Origin of the sequence: Pseudomonas sp. TNT2022 ID1044, assembly GCF_028656895.1 — a bacterium.
GTDB lineage: Bacteria > Pseudomonadota > Gammaproteobacteria > Pseudomonadales > Pseudomonadaceae > Aquipseudomonas > Aquipseudomonas reinekei.
On record NZ_JAMDHB010000022.1, the window covers coordinates 184,242 to 206,447 of the forward strand.

Below are 22,206 nucleotides of genomic sequence, written 5' to 3' on the forward strand. Positions count from 1 at the left end.
TGCTCGTTTTCCGGTTGCCATCGATCAGGCGCTCAGCAACACTCTCGCCCTCATCAAGGAAGGAACGCGCTGTGAACCCCGTCGATTTATTCCGTTTACTGTCACTTGCGGCCATTTGGGGGGCGAGCTTCCTGTTCATGCGCATCATTGCGCCGGTGATAGGCAGCATCCCTACCGCTTTTTTCCGTGTGTCGATTGCCGCTGCCGGGTTGCTGGTGATTCTGGGGCTGATGCGTATCAGCTGGGATTTCAAGGGCAAACTGAAAACTGTAATGCTGCTCGGGGTGATCAACTCCGGGATTCCGGCGACGCTCTATTCGGTGGCCGCGCAGGTGCTGCCCGCCGGTTACTCGTCGATTTTCAATGCCACCACCCCTTTGATGGGCGTGCTGATTGGCGGCCTGTTTTTCCATGAACGGCTCACTGGCGCCAAGCTCGGCGGCGTGTTCCTCGGGCTGTTCGGCGTGGGCGTGCTGACCCGTGCCGGTCCGGTGGCGTTCGATATGGAACTGCTGATGGGTGCCGTCGCCTGCCTGCTCGCGACCACTTGCTACGGATTTGCGGGCTTTCTGGCGCGCCGCTGGCTCGATCAGGCCGGAGGTCTCGACAGCCGCTTGTCGGCACTGGGCAGCATGCTCGGCGCAACGCTGTTCCTGCTGCCGCTGTTCGGCTACAGCGTTATCAGCCAACCACCGGCGAGCTGGGGCGGCTGGAGTGTCTGGCTATCGCTGCTGGGGTTGGGTCTGGGCTGCACGGCGTTTGCGTACATCATTTACTTCCGCCTCCTGAGCTCGGTTGGCCCGGTGAAGTCGATGACCACGACCTTCCTGATCCCGTTGTTCGGTGTGTTGTGGGGCGCGCTGTTTCTGGATGAGCCGCTGTCGATGGCGCATATCTATGGCGGGGTGTTGATTGCCGTGGCGTTGTGGCTGGTGTTGAAACCGGCGCTGGTGAAGGTGGCTGAGGTCGCAACCAAATAGATGTGTGGTGCTGCTGATGACGCCATCGCTGGCAAGCCAGCGCCTACAAGGGATCGGGGTTGCCCACGTAATTTACGTACACCACCTGACACTGTAGGAGCTGGCTTGCCAGCGATAGCGGTCGATCAGGCACCCACATCTAAAGGGCTAAAGCACTCACCTCCCCATCCACCAACCGCCGTATGCCCAGCGGATTAGCGTTCTGCAATGCTTCGGGCAACAACGCATCCGGGTAATTCTGGAAACACACCGGCCGCAGGAAGCGATCAATGGCCAGCGTGCCCACCGACGTACCCCGGGAATCGGACGTCGCCGGGTACGGCCCACCATGCACCATCGCCTCGCACACCTCGACCCCGGTCGGATAGCCATTGAGCAGGATCCGCCCGACTTTCTCCTGCAGCACCTCTGCCAGCCAACGATATTCCAGCAACTCGTCCGCCTCGCCGATCAACGTCGCCGTCAATTGCCCGCGCAGGCCGTGCAATGCCGCCGCCAACTGCGCGCGATCTTCGACTTCGATGACAATGGTGGTCGGCCCGAACACCTCCTCCTGCAGCAGTTCATCACCCTTGAGCAACAGGCTGACATCGGCCTTGAACACTTGCGGCTGCGCCTGACTGCCCTGTTGCGGTTTGCCCGCCAGATGCGTCAGGCCCGGATGTTCGTGCAATTCGCCGAGACCTTGGCTGTAACTGGCCAACGCCCCGACGTTGAGCATGGTTTGCGGCGGTTGCTGGTTCATGTTCGCGCAGAAGGTTTGCAGAAAAGTACTGAACTGCGGCGAACGCAGGCCGATGACCAGGCCCGGATTGGTACAGAACTGACCACAACCCAATGTCACCGAACCGGCCAGTTGCGCCGCGATTTGCTCGCCGCGTACCGTCAACGCTTCGGGCAGCAGGAACACCGGGTTGATGCTCGACATCTCGGCGAACACCGGAATCGGCTGCGCCCGGGTGGCGGCCATGTGGCTCAAGGCATTGCCGCCCTTGAGCGATCCGGTGAAGCCCACCGCCTGGATCGCCGGATGCTTGACCAGCCACTCACCGACACCACCGCCATAAATCATGTTGAACACGCCGGCCGGCATTCCGGTACGTTCAGCGGCACGGATGATCGCGTCTGCCACCCACTCGGCGGTTGCCATGTGGCCGCTGTGGGCCTTGAACACCACCGGGCAACCGGCGGCCAGTGCCGAGGCGGTATCGCCGCCAGCGGTGGAAAACGCCAACGGGAAATTGCTCGCGCCGAACACCGCCACGGGCCCCAGGGCGATGCGGTACTGACGCAGATCCGGGCGCGGCAATGGCTGGCGCTCCGGCAACGCACGGTCGATGCGCGCGCCGTAGAAATCACCGCGACGCAGCACCTTGGCGAACAGGCGCAACTGGCCGCTGGTGCGTCCCCGTTCCCCTTGAATGCGCCCGGCCGGCAACGCGGTTTCGCGGCACACGGTAGCGACGAAGTCATCGCCCAGTCCGTCGATTTCATCGGCAATGGCATCGAGGAACCGGGCCCGTTTTTCCGCACTCACGTTGCGATAGATCGGATACGCCGCAGCGGCGGCTTTGGCGGCTGCGTCTACCTCACTTTCGGATGCCTGAGAAAATGTACCGGGCAAGGGTTCGCCGGTGGTCGCATCGAGGCTTTGCAATTGCAAGGTGCCGTTGGCGCTGCGGCGACCGCCGATGTAGTTGTGTCCAGATAACGTGGTCATGTGAATTCCTTGATCAATGGCAAACCCTGGAGCCGGCTGGCTGGCGATGGCGTCCACAAAGGCGTCGCAAGGCCGGGAGGCCATTCGCTGGCAAGCCAGCTCCTACAGGTTCGTCGACGTTCCCGATCCGGGGTCAGAGTGTGCGCACCTGACCGATTTGCAACGGCTGGGCACTTTCACCAATGCCGTTGACCAATGGCGCACCGAACTCGTCGAGGCTGATCTGGAAACGATCCCCCGGCTGGGTCTTCACACCGTCGGCAAACGACAGCGTGGCAGTGCCGAAGTAGTGCACATGGACGTCACCAGGGCGCAAAAACTGCGCGTACTTGAAGTGGTGGAATTCAAGGTTGGCCAGACTGTGGCACATGTTGTCTTCGCCGCTGAGAAATTCCTTTTCCCAGATCGTTTCACCGTTGCGCTGGATGCGGCTGGTGCCGACCAGATGCTTGGGCAACTCACCGACGCGCAGCTCCGGACCGTAGGAGCAACTGCGCAATTTCGAGTGGGCGAGGTACAGGTAATTGCGCCGCTCCATGACATGGTCGGAGAACTCATTGCCCAGTGCATAACCGACCCGATACGGCTGGCCGTCGTCGCCGATCACGTAGAGGCCGGTCAGCTCCGGTTCTTCACCGGCATCCTCGGCAAACGGCGGCACCGGGAAGTCCGCGCCGGGGCGCACGACAATGCTGCCGTCGCCTTTGTAGAACCATTCCGGTTGCGCACCGACCTGCCCCGCCGCGGGTTTACCACCCTCAAGACCCCATTTGAAGATGCGCATGGTGTCGGTCATACCGGCTTCCACCGCACCTTCCTGCTGGTGCATTTTGTCCCGCGCCGAGGCGCTGCCCAAATGGGTCAGGCCGGTGCCGCTGATCAGGCAGTGGGCCGGGTCTTCATGGTCGAGTGGCGGCAGGACTTTGCCTTGTTGCAACAGCTGTGCGTAATCCGGGCCGTGCTCGGTGCCGCGCGAGGCGACTTCTTCTTGCAGGCTGCGTTTGCCGCGGATCGCGGCGAGTGCCAGTTCACGGGTGTTGCGGGTGCCTTGGAGCACTTGGACTTGTGCCCCGTCGACGAGTCCGACCTGGCGCTCCCCGTTGGCGTTTTCGAATTGAATCAGGCGCATGCTGGCCTCCAGAAATTCAGGGTGGGCGCCGCAGGTTTGCGGCGCCTCCAGGTCACTCGATGATGTTGAAGTCGCTCAAGTACTCATCGGAGATTTCCAGGCCCAGGCCCGGCTTGTTGTCGTCGAGCTGGATGTAGCCGTTGACCGGTTGCGGCTCGCCCTTGAACACGTAGTAGAAGAGCTCGTTGCCGACTTCGACGTCGAACACCGGGAAGAACTCGGCCATCGGCGAAGCCGTGGTGGACATGGTCAGGTGGTAGTTGTGCATCTGCCCGGCGTGGGGGATGACCGGCACCGACCAGGCTTCGGCCATGGCGTTGATCTTGCGCGCGGCAGTGATGCCGCCGACGCGGTTGGTGTCGTACTGGATCACGTCGATGGCGCGGCGTTCCAGCAGGTCTTTGAAGCCGTAGGAAGTGAATTCGTGCTCGCCGCCGGAGATCGGCATGATGCCCATCTTCTTCAGCTCGATGTAGCCTTCGATGTCATCGGCGATCACCGGCTCTTCCAGCCAGCGCGGTTCGAATTCGGCCAGTTTCGGCAACATGCGCCGCGCGTATTCCAGGGTCCAGCCCATGTAGCATTCGAGCATGATGTCGACGTCAGGGCCGGCCAGATTACGCAGCGCGCGTACCTGTTCGATGTTCTTGCGCATGCCCGCCGGGCCGTCTTTCGGGCCGTAGCCGAAGCGCATTTTCAGCGCGGTGAAGCCTTGGTTCAGGTAGCCCTGGGCTTCCTCGAGGAACAGGTCGAGGTTGTCGTTGGCGTAGAGCTTGGAGGCGTAGGTCCAGATCTTTTCCTTGGTGCGACCGCCGAGCAGTTTGAACACAGGTTTGTTGACCGCTTTGCCCATGATGTCCCAGATCGCGATGTCGATCGCCGAGATCGCCGCCATGCCAATGCCTTTGCGGCCCCAGGCGTGGCTCTGGCGGTACATTTTCTGCCAGATGTATTCGTTGTCGAACGGGTCTTCGCCAATGGCGATCGGTGCCAGATAGGTATCGATGATTTCCTTGGCCACACGCGGCGCCAGGGCGCAGTTACCGATGCCGACGAGGCCCGTATCGGTCTCGACTTCCACCACGAGCCAGCCGTGGAAACGGAACGAGCCCATGGCATCGCCGCGCTCGAAGAGGATGTCGCTGGCGTTGGTGCAGAAGTGCGCTTGAGGGGGAACGACTTTGCCTTTCCACTCGAATACGCGGGTACGGATCGCTTTGATTTTCATGAATACAGTTCCTTGGGCTGCCGGTTTCTTGTAGTTGTCAGTCGTGTGCGCAGAACCCTTGAAACGCTCGGCTCCGGCATTCGATGGGCCGACTTTAGCCAGCGCCCGGGGGATGCGGATAATCACTTATGCGTATCCGCCGATAACCTGGGGTGATAGGAAAAAGCAGTTATCAGGTAGATCGAGTTATCGGGTATTACATAAAACTGTAGGAGCTGGCTTGCCAGCGATTGCGGCCTGGCAGTCACTCCAAGGTGTCTGTCAGACCGTCATCGCTGGCAAGCCAGCTCCTACAGGGGGATTGCGTTGTGTCAGTAGCTGTTGGCGCCCATCCGGCAGGCAATCTCAAACGCCTGGCGAGTCGCGCCCACGTTCGCCTTGCCCTGTCCTGCAATATCGAACGCGGTGCCATGGGCCGGAGTGGTGATCGGGATGGGCAGGCCGCCCTGCACCGTGACGCCCCGTGAAAAGCCCATCAACTTGATCGCGATCTGGCCCTGGTCGTGGTACATGGTCACGACCGCGTCGAAGGCACTGGCATCGCCCTGGACCTTGAGGAAAATCGTGTCCCCGGGATACGGCCCTTCCGCCGCGATCCCCAGCGCCTGCGCCGAGCGTACGGCCGGACCGATGATGTCCAGTTCCTCACGGCCAAACGAACCGTTGTCGCCGTTGTGCGGGTTCAAACCGCAAACGCCGATACGCGGTTTCTCCAGGCCATTGCGCTTGAGCGCAGTGTCGATCAGTTGAATCGCTTCAACCACCCGCTGCTCGCTGAGCAGACCCGAGACTTCGGCCAGGGCCACGTGGGAGGTCACCCGCGACGTCCACAGATTGTCGAGCACGTTGAATTCGCAGAACGGCCCGTGGAAATCCAGCAACTCGGCAAACCAGTGCAGTTCGTCGTTGTGCGCCATGCCGGCCATGTGCAGCGAGGTCTTGTTCAGCGGCCCGAACAGGATCGCATCGGTGGTCCCTGCTTCGGTCAGGCGCAGGGCCTGCTCCAGCGTGTCGAGGCTGTAGCGACCGCCAATCACGCTGGCCTCGCTGCGCGGGAATTCACCGACCGCCTCACCGCGAAAGTCGTAGAACAGTGGCGTGTCATCGACAAACTGCAACGCTTGCAAAGTCTCCACGCGACGATAAGGAAACTCGGACCCGGCGATGCGCATGCCACGACGCATTTCGGCTTCGTCGGCGATCAGGATCACGTTGGCCTTGCTGCGCACGTCGGGCTCGGCGAGCAAGCGTGCAATCAACTCCGGGCCAATGCCCGCCGGGTCACCGAGGACCATGGCGATAGTGGTTTTTTTCATGCTTCACTCCTCAAGGATTCAGGCCGCGCCCGGTCAATGGCGCAAGGTTCGCAGCGATAGATGCGCTGCGCGTTGCTGTAGAACAGTCGCTCCTGATCAGCCAGTGGCAGATCGGCGACGATGGATTTGAAACCGCTGTAGATGTCGTCGAACGAGCCGCACAGGCTGTCCACCGGAAAGTTGCTGGCGAACATCGCCCGCTGGGTGCCGAACATCGCGATGACTTCGCGCACGATCCAGGCATTGTCTTTGGCGCGCCATTTCCGGCCGCCCTGCCCCAGCCCGGAAATCTTCACCAGCACGTTCGGCCATCGGGCCAGCCGCGCCATCGCCAGACGCCAGCCCGCCAGGCCTTCGGCACTGCGGTCGTTGGGCAACCCGGCATGGTTGAGAATCAGGGTGATACCGGGAAAATCCCGAGCCAGGCGCTCGGCCTCATGCAGGTTCCACCACGGCGTCTGCAAATCGAAATGCAGGCCCAGACCTTCCAGCGCGGCGTAACTGCGGCGCCAGTGTTCGTCGCTCATCAGGCTGCGCAGATGCCCGACCTGTTCCGGCGCGATCGGCCCGCCGGGTTTGTGTCGGACACTGCGCACATGCTTGAAGCGCGCCTGTTCGCTCAACACATCGATGGCGTCCGGGTGATCGAGCCAGGCTTGCGCGACGACCGCATTGGGCACGCCATAACGGGCCGCCAGTTGCTCGATGAAACGGGTTTCGCCAATCGGGTCCTGCGGGTTCCACTCCGTCTCGACGTACACCGTTTGCACGACGTTATGCGGCCCGGCGTCGGCGAAGTAATCCTCGGGAAAATAACGGCGCTTGATCGCGCTGTAGTCACCGTAGCGAAACGGCACATTGGCCTCGGGGGCGAGCCACGGGTGGTCGTTGATAGCCGGGTCCCAGAAGTGATGATGGGCGTCGATGATCGGACCGTCCCATTGCGCATTAGTCATGACGCACCTCATCCAGGCTGATGAACAACGTCGCCAGCACGAACACCGCCGAGCATGCCGCGAAGAACCCCAGCACCGGGGCAAATCCACCGGACATTTGCAGGATCACCCCCACCAGGATCGGCACCGCGATGCCGCCGGTGCTGCCGGCCATGTTCATCACACCGCCAATCAAACCGACCCGCGCCGGTGCGGCGAGCAATGCCGGGAAGCTCCAGTAGAGGCTGCCCCACATCAAGAAAAACGCGGTCATGGCCAGCAACGCCACCGCGGCAAAAGGATTGCTCAGGGTCGGCAACAACAGGAACGCGCCAAGGGCGATCAGGCCGGAAAACGCGAGCAGGCTCTTGACCGCCACACCACGACTGACGCCCTTGCGGATCAAACCGTCGCAGAGGAACCCACCGGTCAGCGAACCCAGCGCACCACAGACGAAAATTACAAATGTCGCCGCGCCAATGCCCTTGATATCAAAGCCGCGCGCCTGGGACAGATAACTCGGCCCCCAGGTCAGCAACCCGAAATACACCATCGCCCAACTGGCCCGGCCGATCAGCAAACCGCTCAGGGAACGGGCGGCAATCCCCAGGCCCTTGACCGGAACGCGTGCAGCTTCAGCGGTCGGTGTCGCGCGTCCGGCGTTGATTTTTTCCAGCTCCAGTTCATTGACCTGCGGATGACTGGCCGGGTCGTCGCGCAGATAACGCCACGCCAGCCAGGCCAGGGCCAGGGTCGCGACACCGGCGATCACAAATGCCAGGCGCCAGGAGTCCAGCGAGGCGATCAGATAAGCAATGATCAACCCGCCCAACGCCACACCCAACGGGCTGCCGCTGTCCATCAACACCGCACCGCGGCTGCGTTCGCTGGGCGCCAGCCACAGGGAAATCAACTTGCCGCCGGACGGGAACAGAGGCGCTTCCGAAGCCCCCAGCGCCACGCGGGCGAACAGCAACGACAAGCCACCGGAAGCAAACGCCGCCAGCACCTGAAACGTGCCCCACAAGCCGGTGGACCAAGTGATGACCCGACGCGGACCGAATCGATCGATCATCCAGCCGCCTGGAATCTGCAACAGCGCGTAGGCCCAGAAGAAACTGCTGAGGATCAAGCCTTGCATGCTCGGCGACAGGGAAAACTCATGGGCGATGGTCGGCATCGCGATGGACAGCGACACCCGGTCGATCAGGTTGACCATGGTCAACGCGAAGACGATCGCGAAGATTCGCCAGCGCACACTGCTGGCCTTGGCGGCGGTAGCCTGCGGCACAGCCGCGACGGCGGACGGAGCCTCTGCGCCGGGCAGATGCAGGGAAGCACTGGGACGAGCCATGGTGCGAACCTCGTTTTATTATTTTTGTGGAGATGCAAACGTCAATCTGTAGGAGCCGGCTTGCGGGCGATGGCGGCGCATCAATCAACATTGATAGCGCCTGACACACCGCAATCGCCAGCAAGCCGGCTCCTACAGGGTTGAGTCTGTGCCGCGTTTCTCACGACGTTATGAGTACTATCGAAGGCCCGGTGATAACCGTCTAATCAAAACTTGAAATCAGGTGATAGCTTCGGGTTATGGCACAGGCTGCTTTCACTGGGCTTTCACCCACCTCTATCTATTTCGACTTGTTTCGGGAAAAGCTCTAGCGCAGGTCTCTGAGCAATATCCACGGTTTTCCCGACTACGAGCTATAACCCCAGGCTATCGGTGTATGTATTGTTTTGACTAGACGCGGCGACCGCCTCTTCCCACACTCAGGCCAGGCTTGCGGCTTCACAGCGCAGACAAGTCACTCATAACAACTACAAAAACGAGGCTCTTCCATCATGCGAAATGCATTCGTCCGTCGCACTTCCCGTCTGGTTCTTGGCAGCAGCCTGATCGCCGCCGGTGCCCTTCCCGCGCTCGCTCAGGCCGCCTGGCAACCGGACAAGAACGTTGAAATCGTTGTCGCCGGCGGCCCCGGTGGCGGAACCGACCAACTCGGTCGCCTGATCCAGTCAATCATCACCACCCACAAGCTGCTCGACGTCAATACCATCGTCCTCAACAAGGGCGGCGGCAACGGCGCCGAAGCGTTCCTCGACATGAAAATGAACAAGGGCGATGCCGAGAAACTGGTGATCGGCACCAACAACATCTACCTGTTACCGCTGGTGTCCAAGCTCGGTTACCAATGGCAGGAGCTGACACCGATTGCCGCCGTGGCCGAGGACGACTTCATCCTCTGGAGTTACAAAGGCGCGCCGTGGAAAGACGCGAAAAGCTTCTACGAGGCGGTCAAGGCCGATCCATCGAAACTGCGCATGGGTGGCAGCCAGTCCAAGGACGTCGACCAGACCCTGACCCTGCTGCTCAACCAGACCAACAACAGCAAACTGGTGTACATCCCGTTCAAGAGCGGCAGTGAAGCCGCGACGCAACTGGCCGGCAAACACATCGCCGCCAACGTCAACAACCCCAGCGAAAGCATCAGCCAATGGCGTGGCGACCAGGTCGAGCCGCTCTGTGTGTTCAGTCAGGAACGCATGAGCTACACCGAGAAGGTCGCTGGCGATAAATCCTGGGCCGACGTACCGACCTGCCACGAACAAGGCCTGGGTATCGACCAATATCGCTTCCCGCGCACCGTGTTCATGCCCGGCGATATCAGCGCCGAACAACGGGCGTTTTATGTCGAGCTGATGCGCAAAGTCACGCAGTCCGATGAGTTCAAGGCCTACGTGAAGCAAAACGCGCTGGTGCCAACCTTCCTCGAAGGCGAACCGCTGACTGCCTACATCGAAAAAGACACCGCCCGCGTCACTCCGGTGTTCAAGGAAGCCGGCTGGCTGAAAAACTGAAGTTGCCAGGGCCGCTCGCCCACGGGCGGCCGTCACCTGCTGGAGGTGTTTGATGTCCCATTCTTCGGATTCACCGGCGCTGGTCGGCACCCGTTGGGTCGAGCTCGGCCTGACGGTCTTCACCGCACTGCTCGGCGCGGTGGTGATGTACGGCAGTATCGAACAAGGCATCGGCTGGGGCGATGCCGGCCCTGAACCGGGTTACTTCCCCTTCTACATCGGTTTGATGTTGAGCGCCGCGAGCGTCGCCAACGCGGTGTTGACCGCGGTGCGCTGGCAAGCCCTGAGCGTTGCATTCGTCAGCCGCAGTGCGTTCAGGCAAGTGATATCGGTGTTCGTGCCCATCGCCCTGTTCGTCGGCGCAATGCCGTTCACCGGCATCTACGTCGCCTCGGCGTGCTTCATCGCGTGGTTCATGTGGCGTGACAAGGTCCGTGCAAAACCGTACGGCAAATTGATGATCGGCAGCGTATCCCTCGGCGCGGTACTCGCCAGCTACCTGATCTTCGCGCTGTGGTTCAAGGTCCCGCTGGATGCCGGCCCGATGGGCGACTGGATTGCCCTGGCCGGGAGAACTTTCAAATGAGCGAATTCGATTCCCTGTTGCAAGGCATGAACCTGATCCTGACCCCGGGCCACATCGGCCTGATGGTGATCGGCGTGCTGCTGGGCATTCTGGTCGGCGTCCTGCCCGGCCTTGGCGCCCCCAACGGCGTGGCGCTGTTGCTGCCACTGACGTTCACCATGTCGCCGGTGTCGGCGATCATCCTGCTGTCGTGCATGTACTGGGGCGCGCTGTTTGGCGGCTCCATCACCTCGATCCTGTTCAACATACCCGGTGAGCCCTCATCGGTGGCGACGACGTTTGACGGCTACCCGATGGCCCGCGAAGGCCGCGCTGCCGAAGCGTTGACCGCGGCGTTCAGCTCGGCACTGATCGGTGCCTTGTGCGGGGTGTTGTTGCTGACGTTCCTGTCGACAAAAATCGCCGCGTTCGCCATGTCCTTCAGTTCGCCGGAGTTCTTCGCGGTGTACCTGTTGGCGTTCTGCACCTTCATTGGCATGAGCAAGAACCCGCCGTTGAAAACCGTGGTGGCGATGATGATCGGTTTCGCCATGGCGGCAGTCGGCATGGACACTGTGTCGGGCAACCTGCGCCTGACGTTCGACCAGCCAATCCTGATGACCGGGATCAGTTTTGAAGTCGCGGTGATCGGCCTGTTCGGCATCGGCGAAATCCTCTGCACCGTAGAAGAAGGCCTGGTGTTCCGTGGTGAGCACGCGCGGATTACGCCGATGGTGATTTTGCGCACCTGGGCAAAACTGCCGCGCTACTGGTGGACGATTGTGCGCAGCACCCTGGTCGGTTGCTGGATGGGTATCACGCCTGGTGGCCCGACGGCCGCATCGTTCATGAGCTACAGCCTGGCGCGGCGCTTTTCGAAAAACCGCGACAACTTTGGCAAAGGCGAAATCGAAGGCGTGATCGCCCCGGAAACCGCCGACCACGCCGCCGGCACCAGCGCACTGCTGCCGATGCTGACCCTGGGCATTCCGGGGTCCGCCACGGCCGCTGTGATGCTCGGTGGCCTGATGATCTGGGGCCTGCATCCTGGGCCGACGTTGTTCGTCGAGCAACACGATTTTGTCTGGGGCCTGATCGCCAGCATGTACCTGGGCAACGTGGTCAGCCTGATCGTGGTGTTGGCCACCGTGCCGCTGTTCGCTTCGATCCTGCGCATTCCGTTCTCGATCATCGCGCCCATCATCATCATGGTCTGCGCCATCGGCGCGTACTCGGTGCACAACTCGTTCTTCGACGTGGTGTTGATGCTGGGCTTCGGTGCGCTGGGTTATCTGTTCAAGAAACTCGGCTACCCGATTGCGCCACTGGTGCTGGCGGCCGTTTTGGGGGACAAGGCTGAAGATGCGTTCCGTCAGTCGATGCTGTTCTCTGACGGGCACCTGAGCATTTTCTGGTCCAACCCACTGGTGGGCTGCCTGACCACGGCGGCGCTGCTGATGCTGTTCTGGCCGTTGATTTCCAAGGCGCTGGGTGCGCTGCTGGGCTTGCGTAAACCTCACGTCGCCAAACCAAAATCGGTGCTGTGACACGGCAATGCTGGCAAGGCCTGACATTTGTTGTCAGGCTTGCCGCAGTCTTTATTGCGAGTACGGCCCATGTCCCGAATTCCAGATGCCAATGTAATCCACAGTCGACTGCGTCTACGCCAACTGCGGCTGATGCTGGCGCTGGAGGAATTCGGTTCGTTGCGGCGCGCCGCTGACCACATCGGCATGACCCAGCCGGCGGCGACCAAGATGTTGCACGAGGCCGAGGATTTGCTCGGTGTCGAGCTTTTCGAACGCCTGCCCCGGGGCATGCGCTCCACGCCATTTGGTGAAACCGTCATCTACTACGCACGCATGGTGTTCGCCGAACTCAGCGGCATGCGCGAAGAGCTGGTGGCGCTCCAATCGGGCAACCTTGGGCGGGTCGCGGTCGGTGCCATTCCGGCATTGGCTTCGGGGCTGTTGACCCGCACCATTGCCACGTTGAAACAGAGCCATCCGCGCTTGTCCATGAGCATCCAGGTCGATACCAGCGACGTGCTGGTACAGGCACTGCTGCAGGATCAACTGGACATCGTGCTGGGGCGGATTCCCCCCGGCGCGCGGGCTGAAGAACTGCTGTTCGACAGCCTCGGTGAAGAAGAACTGTGCGTAATCGCGGGTGCGAAAAATCCGCTGGCACAAGAGAAAAATCTGGGTTGGGCAGAGTTGCAGAACATGACGTGGGTGCTGCAACAACAACCCAGTCCGATGCGCGCGATCATCAATCAGGTGTTCCACAACGCCCGTGTCGACATCCCCAGCAGCATCGTCGAAACCACGTCGATCATGACCCTGCTTTCATTGATACAACAGACCGACATGCTGGGCGTCACGCCGGTGTCGGTGGTCGAGGATTATCCCGGTCGTGACCTGCTGGCAGTGTTGCCCATCAAGTTCGAAGCACGGTTGCCACCGTACGGCCTGATCACCCGCCGCCATCGCATTCAGTCGTCGGCAATGCAGGCGTTCATGAATTCGGTGCGGGCTGAACATGCGCTGAACAAGTAAAACGGTTGTTCACCGCTCCAAGAGAGCGGTTTTTTTATGCAGACCATCACCCGAACAACCAATACCCCAACAACGCCAATACCAGCACAGCCAACACAGGCCGCAGCACTCGGTAAGCCTTTGGATTACCACGTTTCCACTGTTTGACGGCACCGCTGACTTTATCACTGGAGTTCTTGCTCCAGGCGTAAGCCTGATTGATGCCGCCCACACGTTCATCATCGAGGTTTTGCGGTGCGGTGGCGCTGCCCAGGAAAGCGCTGATCGAACGGTTGATGCGAGTCATCAAGCGATTGCTCAACGGCCGTTCGATATCGCAGAACAGGATGACCCGGGTATGGTCGGTTTCGTTCTTGACCCAGTGCACATAGGTCTCGTCGAACATCACGTCTTCTCCGTCACGCCAGGCGTATTCCTGGCCGTCGACGAAGATCCGGCAATCGTCGGAATTGGGGGTGGACAGGCCCAGGTGATAACGCAGGGAGCCGGCGAACGGGTCGCGATGCGGGTTGAGGTGACTGCCGCCTGGCAGGAGCGCAAACATCGCGCCCTTGACGTTGGGAATGCTGTTGACCAGCTCCACGGTTTTCGGGCACAGCAGTTCTGCTGAGGGCAATGGTTTGTCGTACCACTTGAGATAGAAACGCTTCCAGCCTTTCTTGAAAAACGAGCCAAAACCGGCGTCGTTGTTTTTCTCGGCGGCGCGGATGTAGCCCTCGTCGAACAGGTGCATCGCTTCGTCGCGAATGGCTTGCCAATTGTGCTTGAGCACGTCCAGTTCGGGAAACCTGTCGCGGTCCAGATAAGGTTTGGAAGGCACGCTGGAGAACAGGTACATCAAGGCGTTATAGGGGGCAAACAGTGCCGAGTGGTTGACGAACTGGCGCAGGACCGGCAAACGCGCCTTGCCACGTAAATGCACATAGAGGGTACTGCCCAGAAACAGCAGCAACAACGACGCCTTCGCGGCAAAAGAAAAGGTCATCAACAACTCCTTGGCAATAAACACGTTGCACAACGCCATTTACCCGACGTTGCAACCGGCATGATAAACAGTACCCACCAAGGGAAAAACCCGCCTGGGCCAACAATCAGTGTTAACGAATGTGCAACAAAGCACTTATTAGCACGAAGGGCCTGAACGCCGGCTGACGGCAATCCGCCTTGATGGAGAAGGCTTTTGCTCCTCCTCCACCATCAGCCGGACGCGGCGGTTTACTGCTGGTTCTCCTGCTCGGTAAACAGATCGCTGAACAGCATGCTCGACAAATAGCGCTCGCCGGAGTCAGGCAGGATCACCACGATGGTTTTACCCTGCATTTCCGGGGTTTCGGCCAACCGCACCGCCACCGCCATCGCCGCGCCGCAGGAGATACCGCACAAAATGCCTTCTTCCTGCATCAAACGCAGGGCCATGGCCTTGGATTCTTCGTCGCTGACCAGCTCCACGCGATCGACAATCGACAAGTCGAGGTTCTTGGGCACAAAACCGGCACCGATACCCTGGATCTTGTGCGGGCTCGGCTTGATTTCCTGACCGGCCAGCGCTTGGGTGATTACCGGCGATACGACGGGCTCGACCGCCACCGAGAGAATCGGTTTGCCCTGGGTATTCTTGATATACCGCGACACACCGGTAATGGTTCCACCGGTTCCGACACCTGCCACCAGAACATCCACCGCGCCATCGGTGTCGTTCCAGATTTCCGGACCGGTGGTTTTTTCGTGAATGGCCGGGTTTGCCGGGTTGTCGAACTGCGCCGGCATGAAGTAGGTGGAAGGATCGCTCGCAACGATTTCCCCAGCCTTTTCAATGGCGCCCTTCATGCCCTTGGCCGGCTCGGTCAGCACCAGCTCCGCCCCCAGTGCCTTGAGCACCTTGCGGCGCTCGATGCTCATGGAAGAAGGCATGGTCAGCATCAGTTTGTAGCCCCGCGCGGCGGCAACGAAGGCCAGGCCGATGCCGGTATTGCCGGAGGTCGGTTCGACAATGGTCATGCCCGGCTTGAGTTTGCCGGTGCTTTCGGCATCCCAGATCATATTGGCGCCGATGCGGCACTTGACCGAATAGCCGGGGTTTCGCCCCTCGATCTTGGCCAGGATGGTCACACCACGGGGAGCAATACGGTTGATCTGCACCAGCGGCGTATTGCCGATGGAATGGGCGTTGTCAGCGAAAATACGGCTCATGGCTGGGTCCTTAACGACAGCATTGAAATAGGGCATCAAGGTAAGCCTCTTGCCGGTAGGCGTCCAGTCAGGTCGAACGTCCGCAGGTCAGCGCAGTCAATGGCTTTAGATCGCCAGAGATTTGCCGCCATGAAACGTCGATACAGCTGGCCACTGTGGACCCTCACCGGTCTCGTTGTGCTACTCATTGCCCTGCACTTTGCCCTGCCCTACCTGGTGCGCGACTACCTGAACGACAGGTTGGCGGACATGGGCGATTACCGTGGCCAGATAACCGATGTAGACCTGGCCCTGTGGCGGGGGGCCTACAAGATCAACGGGCTGAAAATCGTCAAGGTCGACGGCAAGGTTCCGGTTCCGTTCGTCAACGCGCCGTTGATCGACCTCTCCGTCAGCTGGCATTCGCTCTGGTACGACCATGCCGTGGTCGCCGAAGTCCAGTTCGTCAAACCCGAAGTGAACTTCGTCGACGGCGGCGCCAACAAACAGAACTCCCAGACCGGTCAGGGCACCGACTGGCGGGCGCAACTGGGCAAACTGCTGCCGATCACCCTGAACGAGGTGCGAATCAGCGATGGCAAAATCACTTTTCGCAACTTCAACTCAAAGCCACCGGTGAACATGAATGCCACAAATGTCGACGCCAGCATTTTCAACCTGACCAACGTGGCCGACACCGAAGGCAAACGCGATGCCCGCTTCGAAGGCAAGGCGCTGCTGCTGGGGCATGCGCCGCTGGAAACCACCGCAACGTTTGACCCGCTGAGCAATTTCGAAGATTTCCAGTTCCGCTTGCGGGCCAGGGATATCGAGCTCAAACGCATGAACGACTTCGCCTCGGCGTACGGAAAATTCGATTTCAATGCAGGCCATGGCGATGTAGTCATCGAAGCCCAGGCAAAAAAGGCCAGACTGACCGGCTATATCAAGCCGCTGTTGAAAGACGTCGACGTGTTCAACTGGCAGCAGGACGTGGAAAACAAAGACAAAGGCCTGTTCCGCTCCATTTGGGAGGCCATCGTCGGCGGCTCTGAGACTGTGTTGAAAAATCAGGGCAAAAACCAGTTCGCCACGCGGGTTGAACTCAGTGGCAGCGTACACCAGCAAAATATCAACGCATTCGAAGCGTTTTTGCAGATTTTACGCAATGGTTTCATCCAGGCATTCAATGCACGGTATGAGCGGCCGAAGCCGGATGCCGGTTAACGTTTACGCGTGACGGTGTACCGCCCGGTCTCTTCGGCTGCTCTTGGCGATTTCGCTTGCAGTTGCAGGAAGTCCCAGCCGAGACAGGCCAGAGCCAATGAGCGTGGCACAGGTTCCCGACCGCTGCTGTAGCGAGTGATGCTGCGGGTGCTGACGCCCAATGCCTCGGCGGCCTGATTGAGTGGCAACCCGGTGCGTGCACGCCAGTCGATGAATATGCGGGTATTTTCGTCGGATGCGTTTTGCGCGAGTGCATCCAGATACAAGGTATCGGCGCCGATCTGGATGTCCAGCTCAGGCCATTCAACGCACCAGCCGTCATCCCCGAGCTCGGCCTGCTCGAACCCACGTCCCTGCAACGGCTGCAACCCCGGAAAGGCCTGCAAGTCGTGGCTCAAATCCAGTATCAATTGCTGACCATCAATGAAGGTCAGGGCCATTCGGTAATCCGCTAACACCTGCACCGCCGACAACCGTGGTCGTTTCATGGGTAACATCGTTTCCAATCCTCCAGCAATTGCGCCTGATGAGCCCTGACCCACGCCAGCGCCTCTTTGATAATCAGCGGCGGTGCCTTGCCCACAATCACCTCGACGGTTTCCAGGCTTACCATGACATCCAGCCCGCCACCGATCAGATGAACATGGGGCGGCGGATGATCCTTCTCCCGCAACTGAATGCGATACGTATCTCGAAATCGGTATTTAGTAGACATGCTTCGCAAGCTATCGCCAATATGGCGATAGCTCAATACTGGCCACACGTCGAAACCAAGTCAAGATGTGACGCCCCATTCAGAGACTGAATAAGTCGTCTGCGTTCACAGTCGACCGGGCAGCGCGTTATAGTCGGGGTTGACTATTTTATTGCGCCCCGCCCTGCCTCGCTCAGGTCGGCGTTACCGTTCGAGGATTAGCAGATGAAGTTCGAAGGCACCCAGGCCTACGTCGCCACCGATGACCTGAAGCTCGCGGTCAACGCCGCCATCACCCTGGAGCGGCCGTTGCTGGTCAAGGGCGAACCGGGCACCGGCAAGACCATGCTCGCCGAGCAACTGGCCGAATCCTTTGGCGCCAAACTGATCACCTGGCACATCAAGTCCACCACCAAGGCCCATCAGGGCCTGTACGAGTACGACGCGGTCAGCCGCCTTCGCGACTCGCAGCTGGGCAACGAAAAAGTCCACGACGTGCGCAACTACCTGAAAAAGGGCAAGCTCTGGGAAGCCTTCGAGTCCGAAGAGCGGGTGATCCTGCTGATCGACGAAATCGACAAGGCCGACATCGAGTTCCCTAACGACCTGCTGCAAGAACTCGACAAGATGGAGTTCTACGTTTACGAGATCGACGAGACCATCAAGGCCAAGAAGCGTCCGATCATCATCATCACCTCCAACAACGAAAAAGAGCTGCCGGACGCCTTCCTGCGTCGCTGCTTCTTCCACTACATCGCCTTCCCGGACCGCACCACCCTGCAAAAAATCGTCGACGTGCACTACCCGGACATCAAGAAAGACCTGGTCAGCGAAGCGCTGGACGTGTTCTTCGACGTGCGCAAAGTGCCGGGCCTGAAGAAAAAGCCTTCGACCTCCGAGCTGGTGGACTGGCTGAAGCTGTTGATGGCCGACAACATCGGCGAAGCCGTGCTGCGTGAACGCGATCCGACCAAAGCCATCCCGCCACTGGCCGGTGCGCTGGTGAAAAACGAACAGGACGTGCAACTGCTTGAACGTCTGGCGTTCATGAGTCGTCGCGGCAGCCGCTAAGCACTACTAAACAGGCGTCAACCCATGTTGCTCAACCTCTTCAATGAAATGCGCGCAGCCAAGGTACCGGTCTCGGTGCGAGAGTTGCTGGACCTGATCAACGCGCTGAAACAGCGCGTGACCTTCGCCGACATGGATGAGTTTTACTACTTGTCCCGGGCGATTCTGGTCAAGGACGAAAAGCATTTCGACAAGTTCGACCGCGCCTTCGGTGCCTACTTCAATGGCCTGGAAAAACTCGACGATCACTTGCAGGCCTTGATTCCCGAAGACTGGCTGCGCAAGGAATTCGAGCGTTCCCTGACCGATGAAGAGCGCGCGGCGATCCAGTCCCTCGGTGGCCTGGACAAGCTGATCGAAGAGTTCAAGAAACGCCTGGAAGAACAGAAGGAACGCCACGCGGGCGGCAACAAGTGGATCGGCACCGGCGGCACCAGTCCGTTCGGTTCCGGCGGCTTCAACCCGGAAGGCATTCGGGTCGGCGACGCCGGCAAGCGCCAGGGTAAGGCGGCCAAGGTCTGGGATCAGCGTGAATACAAGAACCTCGACGACTCGGTCGAGCTGGGTACGCGCAACATCAAGGTCGCCCTGCGGCGCTTGCGCAAATTCGCCCGTCAGGGTGCGGCGGAAGAACTGGACATCGATGGCACCATCGACCACACCGCCAAGGACGCAGGGCTGCTGAACATCCAGATGCGACCGGAGCGGCGCAACACGGTCAAGTTGTTGCTGCTGTTCGACATCGGCGGTTCGATGGACGCGCACGTGAAGATCTGCGAAGAGCTGTTCTCGGCCTGCAAGACCGAGTTCAAGCATCTGGAGTACTTCTACTTCCACAACTTCATTTATGAATCGGTGTGGAAAAACAACATGCGCCGCACTTCCGAGCGCACTTCGACCCAAGACCTGCTGCACAAGTACGGCGCCGACTACAAAGTGATCTTCATCGGCGATGCCGCGATGGCGCCGTATGAAATCACCCAGGCGGGCGGCAGTGTCGAGCACTGGAACGAAGAAGCCGGTTATGTGTGGATGCAGCGGTTCAAGGAGAAGTACAAGAAGCTCATCTGGATCAACCCGTATCCGAAGGACACTTGGGGCTATACCTCGTCGACCAATATTGTGCGGGACTTGATTGACGACCAGATGTATCCGCTGACCCTTCGCGGGTTGGAGGAAGGGATGCGATTTTTGTCCAAATAACACACTGAACCTGTGGCGAGGGAGCTTGCTCCCGCTGGGTTGCGAAGCGACCCCTTTTCTCGAAAAAACGGGAATGCTTCGCAGTCCAGCGGGAGCAAGCTCCCTCGCCACAATTAAAAGCGCTGTAGATATTCGACCTGTTCGCGATACGCCACGTCCTGCACCACCGGCCGCAACCGCACCTTCGCCCCCGGCAAACACTGCGCCAATCGCGCCAGCGCCAACGGCGTCAACGCCCCCAACCGCGGATATCCGCCGATGGTCTGCCGATCATTGAGCAGCACAATCGGCTGCCCATCCGGTGGTACCTGAACGGCCCCCAGCGGAATGCCTTCGGAGATCATCGGCTTGCCCTGGTACTGCAAAGCCGTGCCCAACAGACGAATGCCCATGCGGTCGGCGCGGCTGTCGAGGCTCCACACGCTGTTGAACGCATCGAACAGGCTCTGCCCGCTGAATTCACCTATCTGTGCACCGAGGACCAAATCCAGCGGTGCATTGAGGTTCAGGTCCGGCCGCTGGTCTGCGGTCAATTCCCGCAGCAGCATCACGGAGTTGCCCGAATAACCCAAGTTCGCGCCTTGGCTCAGCGCACGCCCCATGCCATCCAGCCCGCCGAGCTCTTCACGGACTACCGTCGCAGCACTGCCCAACACTTTCGGCGCATCGAAGCCACCCGGTGCCGCCAGATAGGCACGCGCACCTAGCAACGGTTGGGTGAATTGCAAACGCTGCCCCTTTTGTAGCCTGAAGCTGCGCCACGGTGCCAACGGTTCGCCGTCCACTAGCGCGCCAAGATCGGCCCCGGCCAGCGCCAGCACGCATTCGTCATTGGCCACTACAGTAAACCCGCCAAGGGTGATTTCGATCACCGCCGCATCCAGGCTATTGCCCAGCAACCAATTGGCCCACGACATCGAACGCCAATCAGCCGAGCCGCCCTGGGTCACGCCCAGATGCCGCACGCCAAAACGCCCGGCATCCTGCAACAGGCACAGCGGCGTACTCGCCTCAATCGTCAAACGGCTCATGCCTGGGCCTCCAGTGGCGTGTCGTCACCGCCCAGATTGATGAACTCGGCATGACCGACAGCTTCAAAGCGCACGGTGTCACCCGGTTGCATCAAGCTGTAGCCGTCACGGTTGCGGTCGAACAATTTGGCCGGCGTTCTGCCGATCAGGTTCCAGCCGCCCGGCGATACCACCGGATAGGCTGCGGTTTGTCGCTCGGCGATGCCGACACTGCCGGCGGCGACTTTCTTGCGCGGGGTGTTCAAGCGCGGTGCGGCCAGCACTTCTTCTACCAACCCCATAAAGGCGAAGCCCGGCGCAAAGCCCAGGGCGAACACCTGATATTCACGCTCGCTGTGGCGTCGGATCACCTCCTCCACCGCCAACCCGCTGCGTTGCGCCAACAGGCTCAACTCGGGGCCGACGCTCACGTCGTACCACACCGGCAGCACGTGGCAGGTGCCGCGTGCCCGCGCATTGGGCGACAGATCAATCAACGCGTGGGCGATCAACTCGCGGGCTTGGGCCGGACTCAATGCGGTCAGATCGTAATGCACCATCAACGTCGTGTAGGACGGCACCAGATCGATCAAGTGCCCGGCAAACGCAGCCCGCAGACTTTCGCTGGCCGCGAGCATCCACGGCATGTTGGCTTCGGCGATTTCATCGAACAGGCGCACCATCAGGCAATCCAGCGCGACCACTTCCACCCGCAGTTTCATGACGTGCTCTGCTGGTTCAGGGCTTGGCGGATGCGTTGTACGGCGGCCACCGAACTGGCGTTGTCGCCGTGTACGCAGAGGGTGTTGGCCTGCAAATGCAAGGCACTGCCGTCGCTAGCGGTGAGGGGGGCGCCACGGGCAATGGTCAGCGCCTGCTCGATGATTTTTTCCGGATCGTGATGCACCGCCCCCGGCAGTTGTCGCGAAACCAGCATGCCGGCGCTGTCGTAGGCACGGTCGGCGAAGGCTTCGAACCACAGGGTCACGCCATACTCATCACCCAACTGCTGCGCGGCGCTGTTGTCCCTGGTCGCCATCAACATCAGTGGCAGGTCGCGGTCATAGGACGCCACCGCTTGCAGCACGGCACGCAATTGCGCCGGGTTGGCCATCATGTCGTTGTACATCGCGCCGTGGGGTTTGACGTAGCTGACCCGCCCGCCCTGAGCCCGGCAGATGCCGTCGAGCGCGCCAATCTGGTAATGCAAAATGTCCTGCAGTTCCTGGGTCGCGTAGGCCATGGAACGCCGGCCGAACCCCACGAGGTCCTGATACGCCGGATGGGCGCCGATTTGTACGCCGTGGCTGAGCGCGAGGCTGACGGTCTTGCGCATGATGCTCGGATCGCCGGCGTGAAAGCCGCAGGCGATGTTGGCGCAATCGATCAAAGGCATGACTTCGGCGTCCAGACCCATGGTCCAGTTGCCGAAGCTCTCGCCGATGTCGCAGTTCAATAGCAGGCCGCTCACGGTGAACACTCCTGTAGGCTTTATTCTTTTCGACTGTGGGACATATCCGTATGACACGCCCACAGATT

Annotated in this window: 21 protein-coding genes; 8 read left to right on the forward strand and 13 right to left on the reverse strand. The window is 60.3% G+C overall.

The annotated features are described in order from the left end of the window. Positions 1–71: 71 nt before the first annotated feature. A complete protein-coding gene (locus M5G20_RS23150) occupies positions 72–980 on the forward strand; it encodes a DMT family transporter (RefSeq protein ID WP_273921055.1) in 909 nt (302 codons plus the stop codon). 139 nt (positions 981–1,119) lie between these two features. Here the strand turns inward: M5G20_RS23150 and M5G20_RS23155 are convergent, their stop codons facing one another. The 6 genes from M5G20_RS23155 to M5G20_RS23180 form a co-directional block, all read right to left on the reverse strand. Continuing rightward, entirely contained in the window at positions 1,120–2,700 is a 1,581-nt protein-coding gene (locus tag M5G20_RS23155; protein WP_273921056.1) for an aldehyde dehydrogenase (NADP(+)), read from the reverse strand. A gap of 133 nt (positions 2,701–2,833) precedes the next feature. After that, the gene (araD1, locus tag M5G20_RS23160; RefSeq protein ID WP_273921057.1) at positions 2,834–3,829 is read right to left on the reverse strand and encodes an AraD1 family protein; all 996 of its coding nucleotides are present in this window, start codon (positions 3,827–3,829) and stop codon (positions 2,834–2,836) included. Between the two features lie 52 nt (positions 3,830–3,881). Then, entirely contained in the window at positions 3,882–5,057 is a 1,176-nt protein-coding gene (locus tag M5G20_RS23165; RefSeq protein WP_034150001.1) for an L-rhamnonate dehydratase, read from the reverse strand. Between the two features lie 311 nt (positions 5,058–5,368). Further along, positions 5,369–6,373 carry a 4-hydroxythreonine-4-phosphate dehydrogenase PdxA gene (locus tag M5G20_RS23170; protein ID WP_273921058.1) on the reverse strand — a complete coding sequence of 335 codons (1,005 nt, stop codon included), beginning with the start codon at positions 6,371–6,373 and terminating at the stop codon, positions 5,369–5,371. Then, on the reverse strand, positions 6,370–7,329 hold the full coding sequence (locus tag M5G20_RS23175; protein ID WP_273921059.1) for an amidohydrolase family protein: 960 nt from the start codon (positions 7,327–7,329) through the stop codon (positions 6,370–6,372). Before M5G20_RS23175 ends, M5G20_RS23170 begins: the two co-directional genes overlap by 4 nt. Beyond that, positions 7,322–8,662 (reverse strand): MFS transporter, encoded by a 1,341-nt coding sequence (locus M5G20_RS23180; protein WP_273921060.1) that lies wholly within the window; start codon positions 8,660–8,662, stop codon positions 7,322–7,324. Before M5G20_RS23180 ends, M5G20_RS23175 begins: the two co-directional genes overlap by 8 nt. Before the next feature lie 491 nt (positions 8,663–9,153). On the opposite strand from M5G20_RS23180, the gene M5G20_RS23185 reads away from it, so the two are divergent. The 4 genes from M5G20_RS23185 to M5G20_RS23200 all read left to right on the forward strand — a co-directional run bounded on the left by M5G20_RS23185 (position 9,154) and on the right by M5G20_RS23200 (position 13,293). After that, complete coding sequence (locus tag M5G20_RS23185) at positions 9,154–10,170, forward strand: Bug family tripartite tricarboxylate transporter substrate binding protein (protein ID WP_273921061.1); 1,017 nt, start codon at positions 9,154–9,156, stop codon at positions 10,168–10,170. 52 nt (positions 10,171–10,222) lie between these two features. Next, complete coding sequence (locus tag M5G20_RS23190) at positions 10,223–10,756, forward strand: tripartite tricarboxylate transporter TctB family protein (protein ID WP_273921063.1); 534 nt, start codon at positions 10,223–10,225, stop codon at positions 10,754–10,756. Next, positions 10,753–12,282 (forward strand): tripartite tricarboxylate transporter permease, encoded by a 1,530-nt coding sequence (locus tag M5G20_RS23195; protein ID WP_075947458.1) that lies wholly within the window; start codon positions 10,753–10,755, stop codon positions 12,280–12,282. Before M5G20_RS23190 ends, M5G20_RS23195 begins: the two co-directional genes overlap by 4 nt. A 69-nt stretch (positions 12,283–12,351) precedes the next feature. Further along, positions 12,352–13,293 (forward strand): LysR family transcriptional regulator, encoded by a 942-nt coding sequence (locus M5G20_RS23200; protein WP_273921064.1) that lies wholly within the window; start codon positions 12,352–12,354, stop codon positions 13,291–13,293. 46 nt (positions 13,294–13,339) lie between these two features. Here the strand turns inward: M5G20_RS23200 and M5G20_RS23205 are convergent, their stop codons facing one another. Further along, positions 13,340–14,278 carry an aspartyl/asparaginyl beta-hydroxylase domain-containing protein gene (locus M5G20_RS23205; protein WP_273921066.1) on the reverse strand — a complete coding sequence of 313 codons (939 nt, stop codon included), beginning with the start codon at positions 14,276–14,278 and terminating at the stop codon, positions 13,340–13,342. Between the two features lie 230 nt (positions 14,279–14,508). After that, complete coding sequence (gene cysK, locus M5G20_RS23210) at positions 14,509–15,483, reverse strand: cysteine synthase A (protein ID WP_150732297.1); 975 nt, start codon at positions 15,481–15,483, stop codon at positions 14,509–14,511. A 99-nt stretch (positions 15,484–15,582) separates the two neighbouring features. Between cysK and M5G20_RS23215 the strand changes: the two genes are divergently transcribed. After that, complete coding sequence (locus M5G20_RS23215; RefSeq protein ID WP_443218320.1) at positions 15,583–16,689, forward strand: DUF748 domain-containing protein; 1,107 nt, start codon at positions 15,583–15,585, stop codon at positions 16,687–16,689. Here the strand turns inward: M5G20_RS23215 and M5G20_RS23220 are convergent. Further along, positions 16,686–17,186 carry a DUF2442 domain-containing protein gene (locus M5G20_RS23220; protein ID WP_273921068.1) on the reverse strand — a complete coding sequence of 167 codons (501 nt, stop codon included), beginning with the start codon at positions 17,184–17,186 and terminating at the stop codon, positions 16,686–16,688. The genes M5G20_RS23215 and M5G20_RS23220 overlap by 4 nt on opposite strands. Then, positions 17,174–17,404, reverse strand: coding sequence for a DUF4160 domain-containing protein (locus M5G20_RS23225; RefSeq protein WP_273921069.1), 231 nt, complete (start codon positions 17,402–17,404; stop codon positions 17,174–17,176). Before M5G20_RS23225 ends, M5G20_RS23220 begins: the two co-directional genes overlap by 13 nt. 204 nt (positions 17,405–17,608) lie before the next feature. Between M5G20_RS23225 and M5G20_RS23230 the strand changes: the two genes are divergently transcribed. Together M5G20_RS23230 and M5G20_RS23235 are read left to right on the forward strand one after the other, a co-directional pair. Beyond that, positions 17,609–18,454, forward strand: coding sequence for an AAA family ATPase (locus tag M5G20_RS23230; RefSeq protein ID WP_025110627.1), 846 nt, complete (start codon positions 17,609–17,611; stop codon positions 18,452–18,454). Positions 18,455–18,478: 24 nt separating this feature from the next. Then, entirely contained in the window at positions 18,479–19,657 is a 1,179-nt protein-coding gene (locus M5G20_RS23235; RefSeq protein WP_075947462.1) for a vWA domain-containing protein, read from the forward strand. Positions 19,658–19,770: 113 nt separating this feature from the next. Here M5G20_RS23235 and M5G20_RS23240 read toward each other — a convergent pair whose 3' ends face one another. From M5G20_RS23240 to M5G20_RS23250, 3 genes are read right to left on the reverse strand one after another with little or no spacing between them, the layout of a single operon-like run. Then, positions 19,771–20,688, reverse strand: a complete 918-nt coding sequence (locus tag M5G20_RS23240; protein WP_273921071.1) for a biotin-dependent carboxyltransferase family protein — start codon at positions 20,686–20,688, stop codon at positions 19,771–19,773. Beyond that, the gene (pxpB, locus tag M5G20_RS23245; RefSeq protein WP_212625482.1) at positions 20,685–21,389 is read right to left on the reverse strand and encodes a 5-oxoprolinase subunit PxpB; all 705 of its coding nucleotides are present in this window, start codon (positions 21,387–21,389) and stop codon (positions 20,685–20,687) included. The genes M5G20_RS23240 and pxpB overlap by 4 nt, the downstream gene beginning before the upstream one ends. Continuing rightward, complete coding sequence (locus M5G20_RS23250; protein ID WP_273921072.1) at positions 21,386–22,138, reverse strand: 5-oxoprolinase subunit PxpA; 753 nt, start codon at positions 22,136–22,138, stop codon at positions 21,386–21,388. The genes pxpB and M5G20_RS23250 overlap by 4 nt, the downstream gene beginning before the upstream one ends. Between the last annotated feature and the right edge of the window lie 68 nt (positions 22,139–22,206).